This window comes from Alistipes sp. UBA6068 (assembly GCF_949428155.1).
Lineage (GTDB): Bacteria > Bacteroidota > Bacteroidia > Bacteroidales > Rikenellaceae > Alistipes > Alistipes muris.
In genome coordinates, this window is record NZ_CASQFS010000011.1 from 12,570 (window position 1) to 29,221 (window position 16,652).

At 62.1% G+C, this 16,652-nt stretch carries 12 protein-coding genes; 6 read left to right on the plus strand and 6 right to left on the minus strand.

The features are described 5' to 3' along the window. Position 1: 1 nt before the first annotated feature. Complete coding sequence (locus QVG21_RS07365; protein ID WP_287923608.1) at positions 2 to 613, plus strand: 3'-5' exonuclease; 612 nt, start codon at positions 2 to 4, stop codon at positions 611 to 613. Beyond that, positions 610 to 1,806, plus strand: a complete 1,197-nt coding sequence (locus QVG21_RS07370) for a class I SAM-dependent rRNA methyltransferase (protein ID WP_287923611.1) — start codon at positions 610 to 612, stop codon at positions 1,804 to 1,806. Before QVG21_RS07365 ends, QVG21_RS07370 begins: the two co-directional genes overlap by 4 nt. A gap of 136 nt (positions 1,807 to 1,942) precedes the next feature. Here QVG21_RS07370 and yidC read toward each other — a convergent pair whose 3' ends face one another. From yidC to QVG21_RS07385, 3 genes are read right to left on the minus strand one after another with little or no spacing between them, the layout of a single operon-like run. Continuing rightward, the gene (gene yidC, locus QVG21_RS07375; protein ID WP_287923614.1) at positions 1,943 to 3,871 is read right to left on the minus strand and encodes a membrane protein insertase YidC; all 1,929 of its coding nucleotides are present in this window, start codon (positions 3,869 to 3,871) and stop codon (positions 1,943 to 1,945) included. A gap of 15 nt (positions 3,872 to 3,886) precedes the next feature. Next, a complete protein-coding gene (gene pyrG / locus QVG21_RS07380; protein WP_287923617.1) occupies positions 3,887 to 5,509 on the minus strand; it encodes a CTP synthase in 1,623 nt (540 codons plus the stop codon). A 12-nt stretch (positions 5,510 to 5,521) separates the two neighbouring features. After that, positions 5,522 to 7,618: a DUF349 domain-containing protein gene (locus tag QVG21_RS07385; protein ID WP_287923619.1), complete on the minus strand. Its 2,097-nt coding sequence runs from the start codon at positions 7,616 to 7,618 to the stop codon at positions 5,522 to 5,524. Between the two features lie 142 nt (positions 7,619 to 7,760). On the opposite strand from QVG21_RS07385, the gene QVG21_RS07390 reads away from it, so the two are divergent. The 4 genes from QVG21_RS07390 (at position 7,761) to buk (ending at position 11,964) form a co-directional block, all read left to right on the plus strand. Continuing rightward, positions 7,761 to 8,426: a response regulator transcription factor gene (locus tag QVG21_RS07390; RefSeq protein WP_287923622.1), complete on the plus strand. Its 666-nt coding sequence runs from the start codon at positions 7,761 to 7,763 to the stop codon at positions 8,424 to 8,426. A gap of 138 nt (positions 8,427 to 8,564) precedes the next feature. After that, positions 8,565 to 9,767 carry an acetate/propionate family kinase gene (locus tag QVG21_RS07395; RefSeq protein WP_287923624.1) on the plus strand — a complete coding sequence of 401 codons (1,203 nt, stop codon included), beginning with the start codon at positions 8,565 to 8,567 and terminating at the stop codon, positions 9,765 to 9,767. Between the two features lie 82 nt (positions 9,768 to 9,849). Then, entirely contained in the window at positions 9,850 to 10,755 is a 906-nt protein-coding gene (locus tag QVG21_RS07400; protein WP_287923627.1) for a phosphate acyltransferase, read from the plus strand. Positions 10,756 to 10,896: 141 nt separating this feature from the next. After that, entirely contained in the window at positions 10,897 to 11,964 is a 1,068-nt protein-coding gene (gene buk / locus QVG21_RS07405) for a butyrate kinase (protein ID WP_251214680.1), read from the plus strand. Between the two features lie 120 nt (positions 11,965 to 12,084). On the opposite strand, the gene QVG21_RS07410 is transcribed toward buk, so the two are convergent. Genes QVG21_RS07410 through QVG21_RS07420 form a run of 3 tightly spaced genes read right to left on the minus strand, consistent with a single transcriptional unit; the run spans position 12,085 to position 16,645 of the window. Beyond that, positions 12,085 to 13,647 carry a glycoside hydrolase 5 family protein gene (locus QVG21_RS07410; RefSeq protein ID WP_287923630.1) on the minus strand — a complete coding sequence of 521 codons (1,563 nt, stop codon included), beginning with the start codon at positions 13,645 to 13,647 and terminating at the stop codon, positions 12,085 to 12,087. Positions 13,648 to 13,651: 4 nt separating this feature from the next. Continuing rightward, entirely contained in the window at positions 13,652 to 14,014 is a 363-nt protein-coding gene (locus QVG21_RS07415; RefSeq protein ID WP_287923633.1) for a sialate O-acetylesterase, read from the minus strand. A gap of 3 nt (positions 14,015 to 14,017) precedes the next feature. Then, on the minus strand, positions 14,018 to 16,645 hold the full coding sequence (locus QVG21_RS07420; protein WP_287923636.1) for a glycoside hydrolase family 2 TIM barrel-domain containing protein: 2,628 nt from the start codon (positions 16,643 to 16,645) through the stop codon (positions 14,018 to 14,020). Positions 16,646 to 16,652 lie beyond the last annotated feature (7 nt).

Consider the following 16,652-nt stretch of genomic DNA (forward strand, 5'->3'; position numbering starts at 1 on the left):
AATGTCTACGACCAACACCTTTACGGACAAGATAAGCAACGAGCTGACGGCCGGGCTTCCGGCCATCGAATTCCGGGGCGAAATCCGCATTGTCGACCACGAACGCGACATCGCCGCGGCCTGCAAGGACCTTGCGCGGCACCCCGTCATCGGATTCGACACCGAGACGCGCCCCTCGTTCCGGCCGGGAGTGACCTACCGCGTATCGCTGCTGCAACTCTCCACACCGGAACGCTGCTACCTGTTCCGGCTGAACAAGATACCTCTGGCCAAACCCATCCTGCAACTGCTCGAAGACCGCAGCGTGCTCAAAATCGGCGCCGACGTCAACGGCGACCTGCGCTCGCTGCACCAGATCCGCCACTTCCGCGACGGCGGGTTCGTGGATCTGCAGCTCCTTGCGGCCGAATGGGGCATCGCCGAAAAGAGCCTGCGCAAACTCTCGGCCATCGTGCTGGGCAAACGCGTATCGAAAGCCCAGCGCCTGAGCAACTGGGAAGCGGCGACGCTGACCGACAAGCAACAACTCTACGCCGCGACGGACGCGTGGGTCTGCACGCGCATCTACGAACGTCTGCTGCGAACTCCGAAACTCAAAAAACCGCAACCATGATACCTCAAGTATACCTGCGCAAAGGCAAGGAAGAATCGCTGGCCCGCCGTCACCCCTGGATTTTCTCGGGCGCCATCGACTACATCAAGGCCGAAGAGGAGGAATTCGCCGAAGGGGCGCTGGTCGAAGTCTACACCCGCGCAGGCGAATTCATCGCCCAAGGCCACTACCAGGTAGGCTCCATCGCGGTGCGCGTACTCTCGTTCGAGCGCGAGGCCATCGACCAGGCGTGGTGGAACCGCCGCATAGCCAGCGCCTACGGCGTGCGCCGCACGCTGGGACTGACCGACGACCCGTCGACGACATGCTACCGGCTGATTCACGGCGAGGGCGATTCGCTGCCGGGGCTGGTAGTCGACATCTACGGCACGACGGCCGTGGTGCAGTGCCACTCGGTAGGCATGTACCTTGCGCGCCGTGAAATCGCCGAAGCGATCCGCGCAGCATACGGCGACAGCATCACAGCCATCTACGACAAATCGTCGCAGACACTGCCCTACAAAGCGGAGCTGAACGCGGTGGACGGCTATCTGTGGGGCACGACGGACCATGCGTCGCAGGTAGTGCTGGAGCACGGCGAGAAATTCGTGGTCAACTGGGAAAAAGGCCAGAAGACGGGCTTCTTCCTGGACCAGCGCGAAAACCGCGAACTGGTGAAACGCTACGCCAAAGGCCGCACGGTGCTGAACACGTTCTGCTACACGGGCGGATTCTCGGTCTACGCACTCTCGGGCGGCGCCAAGGAAGTCTGCTCGGTGGACTCGTCGGAGCGGGCCGTAGCCCTGGCGACGGAAAACATGCGGCTGAACTTCGGCGAAGGAGCCCCCCACACCGAAGTGGCGGCCGACGCGGTGGAATACCTGCGCGACATAGGCGACAAATACGACCTGATCATTCTCGACCCTCCGGCCTTCGCCAAGCACCACAAAGTGCTCGGCAACGCGATGCAAGGCTACAAGCGACTGAACGCCAGAGCCATGGCGCAGATAAAACCGGGCGGCATCCTCTTCACGTTCTCGTGCTCGCAGGCGGTATCCAAGGAGTTGTTCCGCACGACGGTATTCTCGGCGGCGGCCATAGCGGGGCGCAAGGTCCGCATCCTGCACCAACTGACCCAACCGGCCGACCACCCGATCAACATCTACCACCCCGAGGGCGAATACCTCAAGGGGTTGGTGCTGTATGTGGAATAGATTTCGGGGCGTTCGCACCTCCGACAAACAAAACCCCGCCATTTCATTCATTATTAACTATACGCTATTCACTCAAAAAACCGCGCCGGAAAAACCGACGCGGTTACTGCATAAGCGGATGGCCCGCTAAGCATTCTTACTTCTTCCGTGCGTGCTGCTGGGCCTCCTGCTGGCGCAGAAGCTCCTCGTAACGCTGTTGGAACTTCGATTTCTTGCCGTTGGACTTCTTGGCGGCATTGGCGGCCATGACGGCCTGAATCTTCCCGTCGTCGACCAGCCGCCGGATGACGAGCGTCTGCCCGATAGTCAGCAAGTTGGAGAGCAGGTAGTAATAGCACAGACCGCTGGCGTAGTCGTTGAACCAGAAGAGCAGCATCAGCGGCATCATGTAAACCATCATGAACTTCATGCCGGCCATCTGCGGCTGCGAAGAAGCGGTCTGCTGGTAATTGTAGTAAGAATAGGCGAAAGTCGAAAGGCACATCAGCAGCGCGAACAACGACACATGGTCGCCGTAGAACGGAATCGAAAACGGCAGGTTCAAGATGCTGTCGTACGACGAAAGGTCGTGCGCCCACAGGAACGACTGCCCGCGCAGCTCGATGGAAGCCGGGAAGAAGCGGAACATGGCGATAAGGATGGGCATCTGGATGAGCATGGGGATGCACCCGCCCATGGGGTTGATGCCTGCCTTTTTGTAGAGCTCCATGGTGGCCTGCTGGCGTTTCATGGCGTCCTCCTGCTTGGGATACTTCTTGGTCAGCTCGTCGACCTGCGGCTTGATAAGGCGCATCTTGGCCATCGAAATGTAGCTCTTGTAGGTGAGCGGCGAAATGACCAGCCGGATCAAGACGGCGAGAATCAGAATGATGATGCCGAAGCTGCCTATGTAATTGCGCAGGAAATCGAAGACGGGGATGACGCACCAGCGGTTGATCCACCCGAAGATGCCCCAGCCGAGCGGGATGAGCCGTTCGAGCGAAAGGCGTTCGCCGCCGGCCTCGACCTTGCGCAGGATGGAATACTTGTTGGGCCCGAAATAAAAGGCGAAGTCGTAGCCCTGCGTCTGCGGAGTATAGGGCACGGCCATCTGTGCGGCGAAGTCCTTGACGTAACCGCTGCCGGGCTGTGCCGTGGCGAACGACATGTCGGCGTAGGAGACGTTCTGCGGAGCGATGAAGACCGACGAGAAGAACTGCTGCTTGAAAGCCACCCAGTTGACCGCCGTGGTAACGTTCTTGGACTTGGTGCCGTCGCTCATGCCCAGCTCTTCGATGGACGATTCGTCGGGGAAACGGTAGGCGACGGTCGTATACATGTTCTCGTTCTTGAACCCGCGCTCGTTCTGATAGGAGACGTTGGCCCACTGGATGCCGATGGACGACTGGTTGGCCATTTCGGGCGCCATGCCGACCAGCCGCACGTCGAAGTCGACCAGATAGTCGCGCTGGGGCGAGACCCCATTATATATAAGGTATTCGTATTCGAGCCAGGCCCCGCCGCTGACGGGCAGACGCATGACCACCGACTGCGCACCCTCGGCCGCGGTCCGGACGGGCTCGGCGGCAAAGGTGTAGTCGGCCGTATTGACAGGCACGTTGTTCGTGCCGTTCTTGACGTAGAACGTGAGGGCGAAACGGGCGCTGGCCGGGTCGAACAGCTCGACCGGCTGGTGCCGCTCGTGACGCGGTGCATACTTCGTGTAATCCTTGAGGGTCACGCCCTTGATTTGTCCGCCGCGGGTGGAGAAACGCACCGTCATGACGTCGTTCTCGACGGTGAATTCCTCGGCAGCGGCGGCCTCGGCTGCTGCCAGCGTCTCGCCGACGAGCGAAACCCGGCGCTGCTGCTCCTGCTCGGTGGCCACCGATTCGGCGGCGCTTCCGCTCCCGGCCGCATCGGCGGGCAGCACGGCGGGTGCCGACGCTGCGGCGACCGAATCCTGATAAGCCTGCCACTGGGCCAGCTCCTGCTGGTAGCGCTTCTGCTCGCGGCTGCTGTAAAAGGTGAATCCCGCGAAGAGGAGCGCGATCACCACGATTCCTATGATTGATTTCTTATCCATCTATGAATTGACTATTTATTTTTTCTGTGCGTCGTACTTCAGCGCTGCGCCGACGAACGCGACGAACAACGGCGAGGGGCTCTGAACGGTACTCTTGTACTCGGGGTGGTACTGCGTCCCGACGAACCAGGGATGCCCTTCGATTTCGACCACCTCGACGAGCCCCGTATCGGGATTGATGCCCACGGCGTTCATCCCGGCGCTCTCGAACTGCGCCAGATAATCGCTGTTGAACTCGTAACGGTGGCGGTGGCGCTCCGAAACGTTGAGCTTGCCGTAAGCGGCGGCAACCCGCGAACCCTTCTTCAGCTGACAGGGATAGGCTCCCAGACGCATGGTGCCGCCCTTGGCCGTGACCCCTTTCTGCTCCTCCATCAGGTCGATGACGGGATGCGGCGTAGGCTCCATCTCGCTGGAATTGGCGTCGGCGAGGCCCAGCACGTTGCGGGCGAACTCGATGACGGCGCACTGCATGCCGAGACAGATGCCGAGGAACGGAATATTGTTCTCGCGCGCAAAACGCACGGCTTCGATCTTGCCCTCGATGCCCCGGTTGCCGAAACCGGGCGCGACGAGGATGCCGGCCATCTTGCCCAGCTGGGCTTCGACGTTGTCGCGGGTGATTTTCTCGGAATTGACGTAGCGCAGCTTGACCTTGCAGTCGTTCATGGCCCCGGCGTGGACGAACGATTCGCAGATGGACTTGTAAGCGTCGGGCAGTTCGGTGTACTTGCCGACCAAGGCGATTTCGACCCGCCGCGACGGATGCTTGACGCGCTCCACGAAATCGCTCCAGGCAGCCATGTCGGGCTCCTGCTCGGAGGGCAGGCTGAGCTTGTCGAGCACCACCTCGTCGAGGTGCTGGGCGTGCATGCGCAAAGGCACCTCGTAGATGGTGGGCACGTCGATGGACTCCATGACAGCGTTGGCGTCGACGTTGCAGAACAGCGCGACCTTGCGCCGCAGGGCGGGCGTGAGCGGATGTTCGGTGCGCAGCACGAGAATGTCGGGCTGCAAACCGTTCTCCAGCAGCGCCTTGACCGAATGCTGCGTGGGCTTGGTCTTCAGCTCGCCCGAAGCGGCCATGTAAGGGATGAGCGTAAGGTGGACGAGGGCCGTATTGCGGTGGCCGAGCTGGTAGCGCAGCTGACGCACCGATTCGATGAACGGCAGCGATTCGATGTCGCCGACCGTACCGCCGATCTCGGTGATGATGACGTCGTACTTCTTGGTCTGGCCGAGGAGCTGGATGCGCCGCTTGATTTCGTCGGTGATGTGGGGAATGACCTGCACGGTCTTGCCGAGGTACTCGCCCTTGCGCTCCTTCTCGATGACGCTTTTGTAAATCTTGCCCGTCGTGACGTTGTTGGCCTTGGACGTGGGATGGTCCGTGAAGCGTTCGTAATGGCCCAGGTCGAGGTCGGTCTCGGCACCGTCTTCGGTGACGTAGCACTCGCCGTGCTCGTAGGGATTGAGCGTTCCGGGGTCGACGTTGATATAGGGATCGAGCTTCTGGATGGTGACCGAGTAACCGCGCGCCTGCAGCAGCCGGGCGATGGAGGCGGAGATGATGCCCTTGCCGAGCGACGAAGCGACGCCGCCCGTGACGAAGATGTACTTGGGTTTCGAGAGTTTCATATTGGATGTATGCTATTCGTTGCTGGTGGACGGCCCGGAGACGGGGCGGTCGATTTCGCGTATCTTCTCGACGGTGGCAGCTATCTCGTCGCGCAGGCGGGCGATTTTGGCCTCGACATCGGCGATGAGTTTGTCGGCTCCCTTGGAGCGGGCGAAGAACCCGATGTTGTTTTCGAGCTGCGCGGCTTCCTGCTCCAGCTGGCGGACGCGCCCCGCGAGCTTCTCGCGCTCGGAGCGGAGCCGGCCCTCGCCGGAAGCCTTGAGCGAAGAAACCTTCTCGCGGAAACGGTTCAGCTGCCGGTCGCGCTCGGAACCCCGCACGGCGCGGAACAGCGCGTCGACAACTTCCTTGTAACGCTTCTGCAAAGTCTCCTTGTGCTTGATGGGCACGAAACCGATTTCGCCCCACCGCCGCTGGAAATCGCGGATAAGGTCGTAGCCGCCCTGCCGGACCTCAGCCGCCTGCATCTCGTCGAGCAGGGCGAGCTTCTTCTGCAAATTCTCCTCCTGCTCGCCGCCGACCGACGCGAAATGGGCGCTCTTGCGCTCGAAGAAGCGGTCGCAGGCAGCGCGGAAACGTTTCCAGAGGGCGTCGGAATGACGGCGCGAAACGGCGCCGATTTCTTTCCAGCGGGCCTGCAAGGCAATAAGTTCGTCGGTGGCCTTCTTCCACTCCTCGCTGTTCATCAACGATTCGGCCGCCTCGCACAACTCGCTTTTGAGCTGGAAGTTATGGTCCATTTCGGTCTTGAGCCCGGCGAAGAAGCGACGCTTGGCGTCGTAGAACTTGTCGCACGCAGTGCGGAACCGTTCGTAAATCCGGGTATTGTCTTTCTTGGGCGCAAAGCCGATAGTCTTCCAGGTCTGCTGAATGGCGAGCAGCCGTTCGCTGGCGCGGTTCCACTCCTTGCGGGCGGAGAGAGGCTGCGAAAGCAGTTCTTCGCAGGCGGCGCAAAGCTCGGTCTTGAGTTCTAAGTTCTTCAGCTGCTCGGCCTTCAGGGCGTCGAAATACTCCTGGTGCAGCTTGTTGATGCGCGAAGATGCCGCCTTGAAGCGCTCCCACAAAGTCTCCTTGAACTCGTGGGCCACGGGGCCCGTCTCGCGCCACTCGTCGTGGAGCTTCTGCAGCCTGCGGGAAGCCTCGACGATCGACGGTTCGAGCAGCAGCGCCTCGGCCTGCTCGCAAAGGGCGACTTTCTGCTCGTAGTTCTTCTTGAGGTCAAGGTCACGCAGCTCCTTGTTTATCTTGATGAAACCGTAGAAATTCTCGACATGGAGGTTGTAGGTCTCCCACAAATCCTTGACATGGGCCTGCGGCACGATGCCGGTCTCTTTCCAGCGGGCCTGCAGGTCGCGGAACCGGGCAAAGGTATGGTTGAGCGTTTCGTCGGAAGAAACCAGTTCCTTGAGTTCCTCGATGATGGCCAGCTTGGTACGCAGATTGTTCTCTTTCTCGGCTTCGAGGTTGGCGATGAATTCGTCGCGGCGGGCGCGGTAGTCCTTGAAAAGTTCCTTGAAGCGCGTTTCGAGCCCGTCGACCGGGGCCACGAAACTCTCCTCGGGCTCGCCCGATTCAACGAACGCGCGGCGGACGGCTTCGACCTCGGCGCGGCGAATCCGGTAGAATGCGATTTTCAGCGCTTCGACCTCGCGGCGGATGCTCTGGACAGGACGCTCGGAAAGCAGGCGGGCGAAGAGGGCCAACAGCTCCTCCTTGGTCTTGCCTGCGAAAGTCTCGGCCGCAGGCTGCGCTTCAGCTTCGCTCTCCTCGGCGGTCTCGCCCTCGATTTCGAGCCCGGCATCGCGGGCGGCCAGCGCGGCGTCCTCCTCCGAAAAATCGACCTCGGGCAGCTCCTCCGTCTCCTCGGCGGCCGCGTCGGCGGCTCCGACGCTTTCGGCCTTGATACGGGGACGCCGGGCCCGCGGAGCCTGCTCCCCGGCGGAGAGGGTCTTTTCGGGTGCCGCAAGCGTATCGGGCGACGGTTCGGCCGTTTCAGTCGGTTCGGTCATTTCGGCCTGCGGCCCGGCCGCAGGAACGTTCAGCGCATCTTCGGCCGCAGGGCCGGCATGCTCCTCGGGAGCCTGGAGAAGAGGATTTACGGTAGCCATCTCAATCACTTTTAGGTCGGTTCCCGGCCGCTGAGCCAAGGAATCTTGCAAATATAGCCATTTTTCCCGGGCCGCCGCACGATTTCCGGGGAAAATTCGTATCTTCGCATAAGCGACGGAGCAAGAACCGAAACAACGAACGATGACAAAACACCGCATCCTGCTGGTCGACGACGAAGCCGACATCCTGGAATTCGTGCGCTACAACCTGCTCAAGGAAGGCTACGAGGTCCACACGGCCTCGAACGGCGCCGAAGCGCTGGAGGTCGCCGCCGCGACCCGCCCCCACCTGATATTGCTGGACCGGATGATGCCCGTCATGGACGGTGCGGAGACATGCCGGGCCATCCGCCGCGACCCGCGCCTGCGCGGCACGATAGTGGTGTTCCTCTCGGCGCTGGGCGAGGAAGAGCAGCAGCTGACGGGATTCGGAGTGGGTGCCGACGACTATCTGGTGAAACCCATCCGGATGAAGCTGCTGGTGAGCCGCGTCAAGGCGATACTGAACCGCATAGACAGCCAGCCCGCACCGCCGCAGCCGGGCATCGCGATAGACCGCGAGCGCTACACGGCCACATGCGACGGCCGCGAAATAACCCTGCCGCGCAAGGAGTTCGCCCTGCTGGACCTGCTGATTTCCTCGCCGGGAAAACTGATTCCGCGCGAAGAGATCTACGCCCGCATCTGGGGCCACGAAGTGGTGGTCGGCGACCGCACCATCGACGTCCACATCCGCAAGCTGCGCCAGAAAATCGGCGAACGCCACATCTCGACGGTCAAGGGCGTGGGCTACCGTTACGAACCGTGACCGGCGTTTTTTGACGATTTTTCCACCGAAACGGGCAGAAATTCAGACGGACGGCAACTATTTTTTACGTAAATTTGTGCACTCGCAAAAAAATAGCTACATTTAACTTATCAATCTTTAATACGAAGAAATAACGACATGGTAATATTGGTACTCAACTGCGGTTCCTCGTCGATCAAATACCAGGTAATCGACATGGAAGCGGCATCGAGCGAACTGCTCGCAAAAGGCCTCGTAGAACGCATCGGACTTGCGGAGGGCGACCTGACCCACAAACCCGTGGGCAAAGAGAAATTCGAGCTGCACCGGCCGATTCCGGACCACACGACGGGCATCGAGCTGGTCATGGCGGCCCTGACCGACCCCCGGCACGGGGTCATCGGCTCGCTCGACGAGCTGAAAGCCGTAGGCCACCGCGTGGCGCACGGCGGCGAATTCTTCCCGCAGAGCTGCCTGGTCAACGAAGACACGAAAGAGAAGATACGTTCGCTGTGCCAGATAGCGCCGCTGCACAATCCGGCGAGCCTGGAGGGCATACACGCCATCGAGAAGGTACTGCCGGGCGTGCCGCAGGTCACGGTGTTCGACACATCGTTCCACCAGACCATCCCGGCCGTGAACTACATGTACGCCCTGCCCTACGAGTACTACGAGAAATACCGGGTCCGCAAATACGGATTCCACGGTACGAGCCACAAATACGTTGCCCGCGCGGGTGCGAAGTTGGCGGGCATCGACCCCGACCGCTCGAAAATCATCACATGCCACATCGGCAACGGCGGTTCGGTGACAGCCGTGCTCAACGGCCGCTCGTTCGACACCTCGATGGGCTTCTCACCGCTGGACGGTCTGGTCATGGGCACGCGCTGCGGCCAGGTCGACGCAAGCGCCGTCACGTTCATCGGCGAAAAAGAGGGAATGAGCTACGCCGATCTCGACACGATGATGAACAAGAAATCGGGCGTCATGGGGCTGACGGGCATATCGAGCGACATGCGCGACATCGACCGCGCCTATGACGAAGGCAACCCGCGGGCCATCCTCGCGCGCGACATGTACTACAGCCGCATCAAGAAATTCGTGGGCGAGTACGCGGCCGAAATGGGCGGTGTAGACCTCATCGTATTCACGGGCGGCGTAGGCGAAAATTCGGCCGAAATGCGCGAATCGGTCTGCACGGGGCTGGAATTCATGGGCGTGCGCTTCGACAGGAACGCCAACGCCGGGGCCCGCGGAGTGGACAAAATCCTTTCGGCGGCCGACTCGAAAGTGAAGGTGGCGGTCGTAGCCACGAACGAAGAGCTGGTCATCGCCACGGACACGTACAATTTGGTGAAATGAATAATTAATAATGAATAGTGAATAATGCGACCGAAGCATTGTTCCCGTTCGGAAAAACCGCGAAAACACTAAACAGATAACCATGATTCAACATCTTACCGAAATCGTCGAAGAGGCGAGAAAGAAAGGCCGCAAACGGCTGGCCGTAGCCTACGGGCAGGACGCCCACACGCTGGAGGCAGTCTACGAAGCCTATAAGGAAGGGTTGGTCGAACCGACCCTCTACGGCGAAAAGGCCGTCATCGAAGAAGTGTGCCGCGAACACGGCATCGACATCAACGCGTTCAACATCGTCGACGAAAAGAACGACATGAAGTGCGTGCAGCAGGCCGTGGCGGCCGTCGTGGCGGGCAACGCCGACGTGCTGATGAAAGGCCTGGTGTCGACCGACAAGTACATGCGCGGGATTCTGAACAAGGAAGCGGGCCTCTTTCCCCCGAAAGGCGTGCTGAGCCACGTGTCGATTTCGGAGATGCCCTGCTACCACAAGCTGCTCGTCATGTCGGACGTGGCGGTGATTCCGCAGCCCGACTTCAAACAGAAGATGAAGCAAATCGGTTACCTGGCGCAGACGGCCAACCTGCTGGGCGTCGAGACCCCGAAAATCGCCTGCATCGCCCCGTCGGAACAGGTGTTGCCGAACGTCGTGTCGTCGACCGAGGGCGCACTGCTGGCCAAGATGGGCGACCGCGGCCAGCTGGGCAACGTCATCGTGGACGGTCCTCTGTCGTTGGACGTGGCGCTGTTCAGGGAGGTGGCCGAGCACAAGAAAGTCAAGGGTTCGTCGGTCGCCGGAGATCCCGATTGCCTGCTCTTCCCCAACCTCGAATCGGCCAACGTCTTTTTCAAGTCAACGACCCACCTGTGCGGCGGCGAACTGGCCGCGATGGTCATGGGTACCAAAGTGCCGTGCGTGCTGACTTCGCGCGGCGACAGCAGCAAGACCAAACTCTACTCCATCGCACTGGCCTGCCTGGCCGCCAAATAAGAGACTCCCCCGGATACCGCCCGGGCTTCTGCCGATAGCAGAAGCCCGGGAACGGACCGGAGACCGCACCCGACGCCCCGCACGGCGCCATGCGGCCGGGCCCGGATACCGGACCACACACCCCCAAGAACCGAGAAACCTATGAGCTACAAGATTTTAGCTTTGAATCCCGGCTCCACCTCCACGAAGCTCGCGCTCTACGAGGACGAGCGCCCTTTGTTGGAACTGACCCTGCGCCACTCGACCGAGGAAGTATCGCGCTTCGCGAACGTCATCGACCAGCTCGACTGGCGCCGCGGGCTGATTCTCGAAAGCCTGCGGGACAACGGCTTCGGCCTCGGCGAGCTGTCGGCCGTCATCGGCCGCGGCGGACTGATACGCCCCGTCACGGCGGGCGTCTACGAGGTCAACTCGCGGATGCGCTACGACCTGCGCAACGCCCAGATGAAGCACGCCTGCAACTTAGGCGGACTGCTGGCGGCGCAAATCGCCCACATGGCCAAGGTCAAGGCCTACATCGCCGACCCGCCCGTGGTGGACGAAATGGACGACGTGGCCCGCATCACGGGGATGCCCATGTGTCCGCGCAAACCCATCTTCCACGCACTCAACCAAAAAGCCATCGCGCGCATGCACTGCCAGCGCGAAGGACGCGTCTACGAGGAAACGAACCTGATAGTGGCCCACATGGGCGGGGGGATTTCGGTGGCGGCCCACAAGCAGGGACGCATCGTCGACGTGAACAACGCGCTGGACGGCGACGGACCGTTCGCCCCCGACCGCGCGGGCAACATCCCGTCGGCGGAACTGATAAAGGTCTGCTTCTCGGGCAAGTACACCAAGGACGAACTGCTGAAATTCATATCGAGCAAGGGCGGCCTCGTGGCGCTCTTAGGCACGAATTCCGTGATACAGGTCATGGAGCGCATCGGGCAGGGCGACGAGCGTGCCGCCAAGGTGCTGGACGCCATGTGCTACAACATCGCCAAACAAATCGGCGCGATGGCGGCCGCGATGGCCGGAAAGGTCGACGGCATTCTGCTGACGGGCGGCATCGCCTACAACGGGCCGATCGTCGAAGCCATCCGCGAACGTTGCTCGTTCATCGCTCCGGTCCATGTTTACGCCGGGGAGAACGAGCTCGAAGCGCTCGCCCTCAATGCGCTGGTCGTGCTGCGCGGCGTTATCGAACCGAAGAAATACCTGTAAGCAGCCGTTCGGCAGAAGAAAGGCGGGCCGGGGATGGATTTTCCCGGCCCGCCCTGTTTCCACGGCCCGCAGCCCGGCATCGCCGGACCGCAGGCCGCTCTGCTTCGGGGCACCGAACCCCTACCGCCCGTCGGTATCGTAGTACGAAGCCAGGCGGTAGAGGTTAGCATGAAGCGTTTTCATCATCGACAGATAATCGGCATAGGGTTGGTACTCGACCGAGACAATCCCCTTGTTGGAGCCCCTGCCGCCGCTGTAACCGTCGGTATACTCGAAGTGCATCCACCCGGCGCAGCGGCGCGTTTCGAGCAGACGCAGGCAGAAATTCTGGTAGAACTCGCCGCGGTTGCGCTGGGTGCGGACCAACCAGCCGCCGCCGTCGGTATTGGGATAGGGGCGTCCCTTGTAGGAGGCGTCGTCAGCCTTGACGTAGAATTCGGAGATGATGAACGGCCGTTCGCCGCACCACGTGGCAAGGTTGGCCATGTAGACGGGTTCGGGCTGCCAGCGCGAATAGTAGTTGACCGACACGACGTCGCAATAGCGGGCGCACGCTTCGACAATCCCCTGCGTGTACTTGCTCCAATCGTGGAGACGCGCACCGAGAATCAGGTGGTTGGGGTCGGCCTTGCGGACGGCTTCGGTCGTGACGCGGAAATAATGGTCGGCAACCTCGGCGCGGAACTTCTCGCGGTGGGCCTCCGTGATGCCGGCTTCGGAAGCGATTCCCTCGCGGGTCATGAACGCCCGCGCGAAGTCGCGGGCGGCGCTGTAATCGTCAGGTAGCGAAAGGAAGTGCGCGAGCTCGACACCGAGAGTGACGCTGCTGTGTTCGTAGGCGACGAACGGCAGTTCGTTGTCCAGGTAATATCCGACGAAATGCTCGTCGTCGCGGAACAGGGCGCACTTCTCCTGCGCCAACTGCCCGGCGTACTCGGCGAACTTGGGCTCGAAAGCGAGCACCAGCCGGTTGTACTTGCCCGAATCGAAATCCTGCCCGTAGCCCAACGACTTCATGTCCCACATGAACGTGCGCAGCAGGTAGAGGTTTTCACCGTAGGCGAGCTTCTTTCCCGCGGGGCAAAGCAGGTTGGAACGGATGTCGTCGGGGAAGCGCGCGATGCGCTTGGCGCCGTAGGAAATATAGTTGAAGCCGTTGGACGCAAGCAGGCTGCCCGTCTCGGCGCTCCAGGCGGCGTCGGACGAAAAACGGGCCTTGTAACCCGCTTCGTGCTCCGGAGTGGGCGTGTCGTCCATGTGGTAGGGACGGACGTGCTGCGTACCGCGCAGGATGACCGCCCCGCCGTCGGGGTCGAGGAAATACCAGCGGTCGCCGGCCTTGGCAACGCGGAAAAAGCCCTCCGCACCCCGCACCGAGACGGGTTCGCCGTAATCGAGCCGCCCGCCCCACGGGGTTTCGACATGGAAATCGACAGGCCGGAACCAGTTCATGCCCGCGACGGTGCGGGTCTGGGTGGCATCGGCGATGTCGCCCCCGGCAATGGCTTCGGAGACGGTCCAGCCACGGAACTGGCCGTTGACCAGCCGCCGGAACTCAACCTGCGAATAGGTGTACTCGGGCAGGTCGCCGGGGCCGGGCCGCTGTTCGGCGCCGGGCGCCGGGTCGTCGGTGCAGGCCGCAAAAAAGCCTGCGCAAAGAATCGGAAGGAGAAGTTTCTTCATGGTGCTAAAACGTTTTAACAGGTTGGTTTTCAGATTGGAGCTGCAACAAGGCGGCGGCATAGCGCGCACCCAGTTCGCGCTGGCTCGCGGCGGAGAAAGCGACGGCGAAACTGCCCGCAGGCCCGACGCGCTGCATGCCGAGCTCCTTGCGCACGGACGAATAGCGGTTCAAAAGCCCGGCAGCAGGCTCGAAACGCCCCTCGGCGTTGAACAGAAAGACCCCGGGCAAGGTGTCGCGCGCGGCAGCGTCGAGCGGTCCCCGCCCTGCCATGTTGGACTGCCCGATGCAGAGCACAAGCTGCAACCGCTGCGGCTGGGCGGCAAGCCCCAGCGGCAGGAGCACGAAAAGGAGTAACAATCGCTTCATGGGTCAATGATTGCGGTAGATGCGGATGGCGTTCAAGACGGGTTCGCCCTCGACGGGAAGGAAGTCGATGCGGATGCCCTGCCCGTTGCGGACGACGACTTCGGCCTTGCGGACCAGGGCGCGGGCGAATCCGGCTTCCTCGGCAATGGAGAAATCCTGCAACAGCCTGGAACCGTTGACCACGACGTCGAAACGGCGCCCCCGGTAACGGGTCCCGGCGTCATCGGCCCCGAGGTTGTAGGCCAGCGCCTCGCGCTTGTCCTCGGTGTCGAGTTCGGCCCAGTGGAAATAAACGGAATAGGTGCCGTCGGGTACGTCGGCTCGGAACTGCTCGATGCCGACACGCTGGGTCTGGAACAGGGCGTTGCAGTCGGTGCCCTTGATGTCGGCCGCCGAACCGAGCCACCCGGTCCCCTCGCGGCGCAGGGGACGGCCGCCCACGTAACCCCAACTGCCGGGGGTGTAAGGCTGCTCGGGAATCCACGCCGTACCGGCCGCGCGGTCATCGAAATAACGGGGCGAACCGAGCATGACGCAGAGTTCGGAGAACCCGCGCGGCGAAGCCTTCATCAGGCGGAAATCGACGGTGAGGGCATCGGTGAGGGTGCCCGCCGTGGCGACGAGCCTGTTTTCGCCGTCGACGAACGGCACGTCGAACATGGCCACCCCGCCCTCGGTACGCTTGGTAGCGAGCTTGCGCTCGTTGTGGAACAGCGTGACGGACGAACGGTCGGTGAAGACCGGAACGGGCTGCGTGCAGCGGCCCCTGCCGTCGTCAGCGCCGCCGCGGTTGAGCCAGCAACGGTTGCCGATCAGAAGCTGCGGCCCTGCCAGACGGGCCTTATAGAAAAGGTAGGTATCCTTGGGCTCGCGGTCGAGCCCGGTGAGCCCCTTGAGATTGACGTGGGGCACGGCGTCGGCCCGCGGCTCGGAATAGAAGCTGTTGAGGTTCCAGACCGACGACCCGGCGACGAACGGCCGCCGCATGATTTCGCGCAGATAGTGCCGATGATAGACGAGCCCGTACTCCTGCGAAAAATCGAACTGCTCGGGTGCGAACGAATGGACCCGCTGGTCGACGTCGGCCCCGTACTCGGTGACCATCAGCACCTTGTCGGGATACTCGGCATGAAGACGGTCGAGAATCTTCTCGAAACGGGTGATGTCCTTTTCGTACCAGCCCTGGTAGAGGTTCCAGCCCTGAATCATGGGGATGCGGGTGAGCCCGGCCGCGGCGTAGGCGTCGGGCGCGTTGTGGTAGGCCATCATGGTGTAGCGCGAGGGGTCCTCGGCGCGCACAGCCTCCTCCAACGCCCGGGCGACGCGCTCGACGGCCTTGTAATAGACGGCGAGCTGCGCGGGGTCCTTGTAGGGCGGACGCAGCAGCACCTCGTTCATGTAGGCCCAGATGATGACCGAGGGGTGGTTGAAATCCTGCCGGATCATCTCGCGGGCCATGCGGACGCTGTTGTCGAGAAACGCGTCGCTCTCGGTGACGGCGTTGACAACAGGAATTTCGACCGACGCGAGGATGCCCAGCCGGTCGCACATTTCGAGCACGACAGGGTCCTGCGGATAATGCGAAATACGCAGGAAATTACCGCCCATCCGCTTCAGAAGGCGGATGTCGCGCTCGTGCATGGCATCGGTGAGCGCCCAGCCCCGGCCCTCGTAGTCCTGGTGGCGGCAAGTGCCGACGAGCTTGCGGGGCCGCCCGTTGAGGAAGAATCCCTTGTCGGGGTCGAACGAAAACCACCGGAGCCCCAACGAACTGGAAACGCAGTCGAGTTCGGAACCATCCTCGGCGACGATGCGCGTGAGAACGCGGTAGAGGTTGGGAGCGTCGAGGTCCCACAGCTGCGGGTCGGCGATGCGGATGCCGCGGCACACGGGCTCGGCGACCTGGCCGGGCTCCACGACGAGGGGACACCCGGCGCGGGCGGCTTCGGAACCGTCGGGAGCGAAGATACGGTGTTCGACGCGCAGACGGGCCGTGCGGTCGGAGCGGTTGGCGACCAGCGTCCGGACGTCGACTTCGGCCGACTGCGCCGAGACGCGGGGCGTGGAGAGGCAGACGCCCGAAGAACCCATGTCGGTGGGCGCGATGTGGACCTTATGGGTCAGCAACAGGCTGACATCGCGGTAGATACCGCCGAAGAAAGTGAAGTCGGCCGAGAGAGGCGGCATGTCGGGGTCGTGGCGGTTGTCGGCCTCGACGGCGACGAGGTTCTCACCGGCGGAGACGAACGGCGTGATGTCGACGGCGAAACGCGTATAACCGCCCGCATGCCTGCCGGCGAAATGGCCGTTGACATAGACGCAGGCGGTTTGGTTGACCCCCTCGAAACAGAGGTAGACCTGCCCCGACACGGCGTCGCCGGAGAGGAAGAAGCGTTTGCGGTACCACGCCGGACCACGGTAGAACCCGGGCTCGTCGTCGTCGGCATCCTGCGCGTTCCAGGTATGGGGAACGTCGACCGTCGGCCAGGCGGAATCGTCGGCCGCGGGAAGGAATGCCCCGTAAGGCGAACCCTGTGCAAAGCGCCACGCCTCGTTGATGGTGTAGCGCTCGCGGGCGGAGAGCTCCGCGAGCGACACCAAGGCGAAGAAAAGAACGGAAAGGAATCTCATATCGTCG

Bases quoted from the DNA above. Each gene is read 5' to 3' on its own strand.
- pyrG (WP_287923617.1), bottom strand. From the start codon at position 5,509: ATGAAACTCTCGAAACCCAAGTACATCTTCGTCACGGGCGGCGTCGCT.
- yidC (WP_287923614.1), bottom strand. From the start codon at position 3,871: ATGGATAAGAAATCAATCATAGGAATCGTGGTGATCGCGCTCCTCTTC.
- QVG21_RS07410 (WP_287923630.1), bottom strand. From the start codon at position 13,647: ATGAAGAAACTTCTCCTTCCGATTCTTTGCGCAGGCTTTTTTGCGGCC.
- QVG21_RS07400 (WP_287923627.1), top strand. From the start codon at position 9,850: ATGATTCAACATCTTACCGAAATCGTCGAAGAGGCGAGAAAGAAAGGC.
- QVG21_RS07395 (WP_287923624.1), top strand. From the start codon at position 8,565: ATGGTAATATTGGTACTCAACTGCGGTTCCTCGTCGATCAAATACCAG.
- buk (WP_251214680.1), top strand. From the start codon at position 10,897: ATGAGCTACAAGATTTTAGCTTTGAATCCCGGCTCCACCTCCACGAAG.
- QVG21_RS07415 (WP_287923633.1), bottom strand. From the start codon at position 14,014: ATGAAGCGATTGTTACTCCTTTTCGTGCTCCTGCCGCTGGGGCTTGCC.
- QVG21_RS07370 (WP_287923611.1), top strand. From the start codon at position 610: ATGATACCTCAAGTATACCTGCGCAAAGGCAAGGAAGAATCGCTGGCC.
- QVG21_RS07385 (WP_287923619.1), bottom strand. From the start codon at position 7,618: ATGGCTACCGTAAATCCTCTTCTCCAGGCTCCCGAGGAGCATGCCGGC.
- QVG21_RS07420 (WP_287923636.1), bottom strand. From the start codon at position 16,645: ATGAGATTCCTTTCCGTTCTTTTCTTCGCCTTGGTGTCGCTCGCGGAG.
- QVG21_RS07365 (WP_287923608.1), top strand. From the start codon at position 2: ATGTCTACGACCAACACCTTTACGGACAAGATAAGCAACGAGCTGACG.
- QVG21_RS07390 (WP_287923622.1), top strand. From the start codon at position 7,761: ATGACAAAACACCGCATCCTGCTGGTCGACGACGAAGCCGACATCCTG.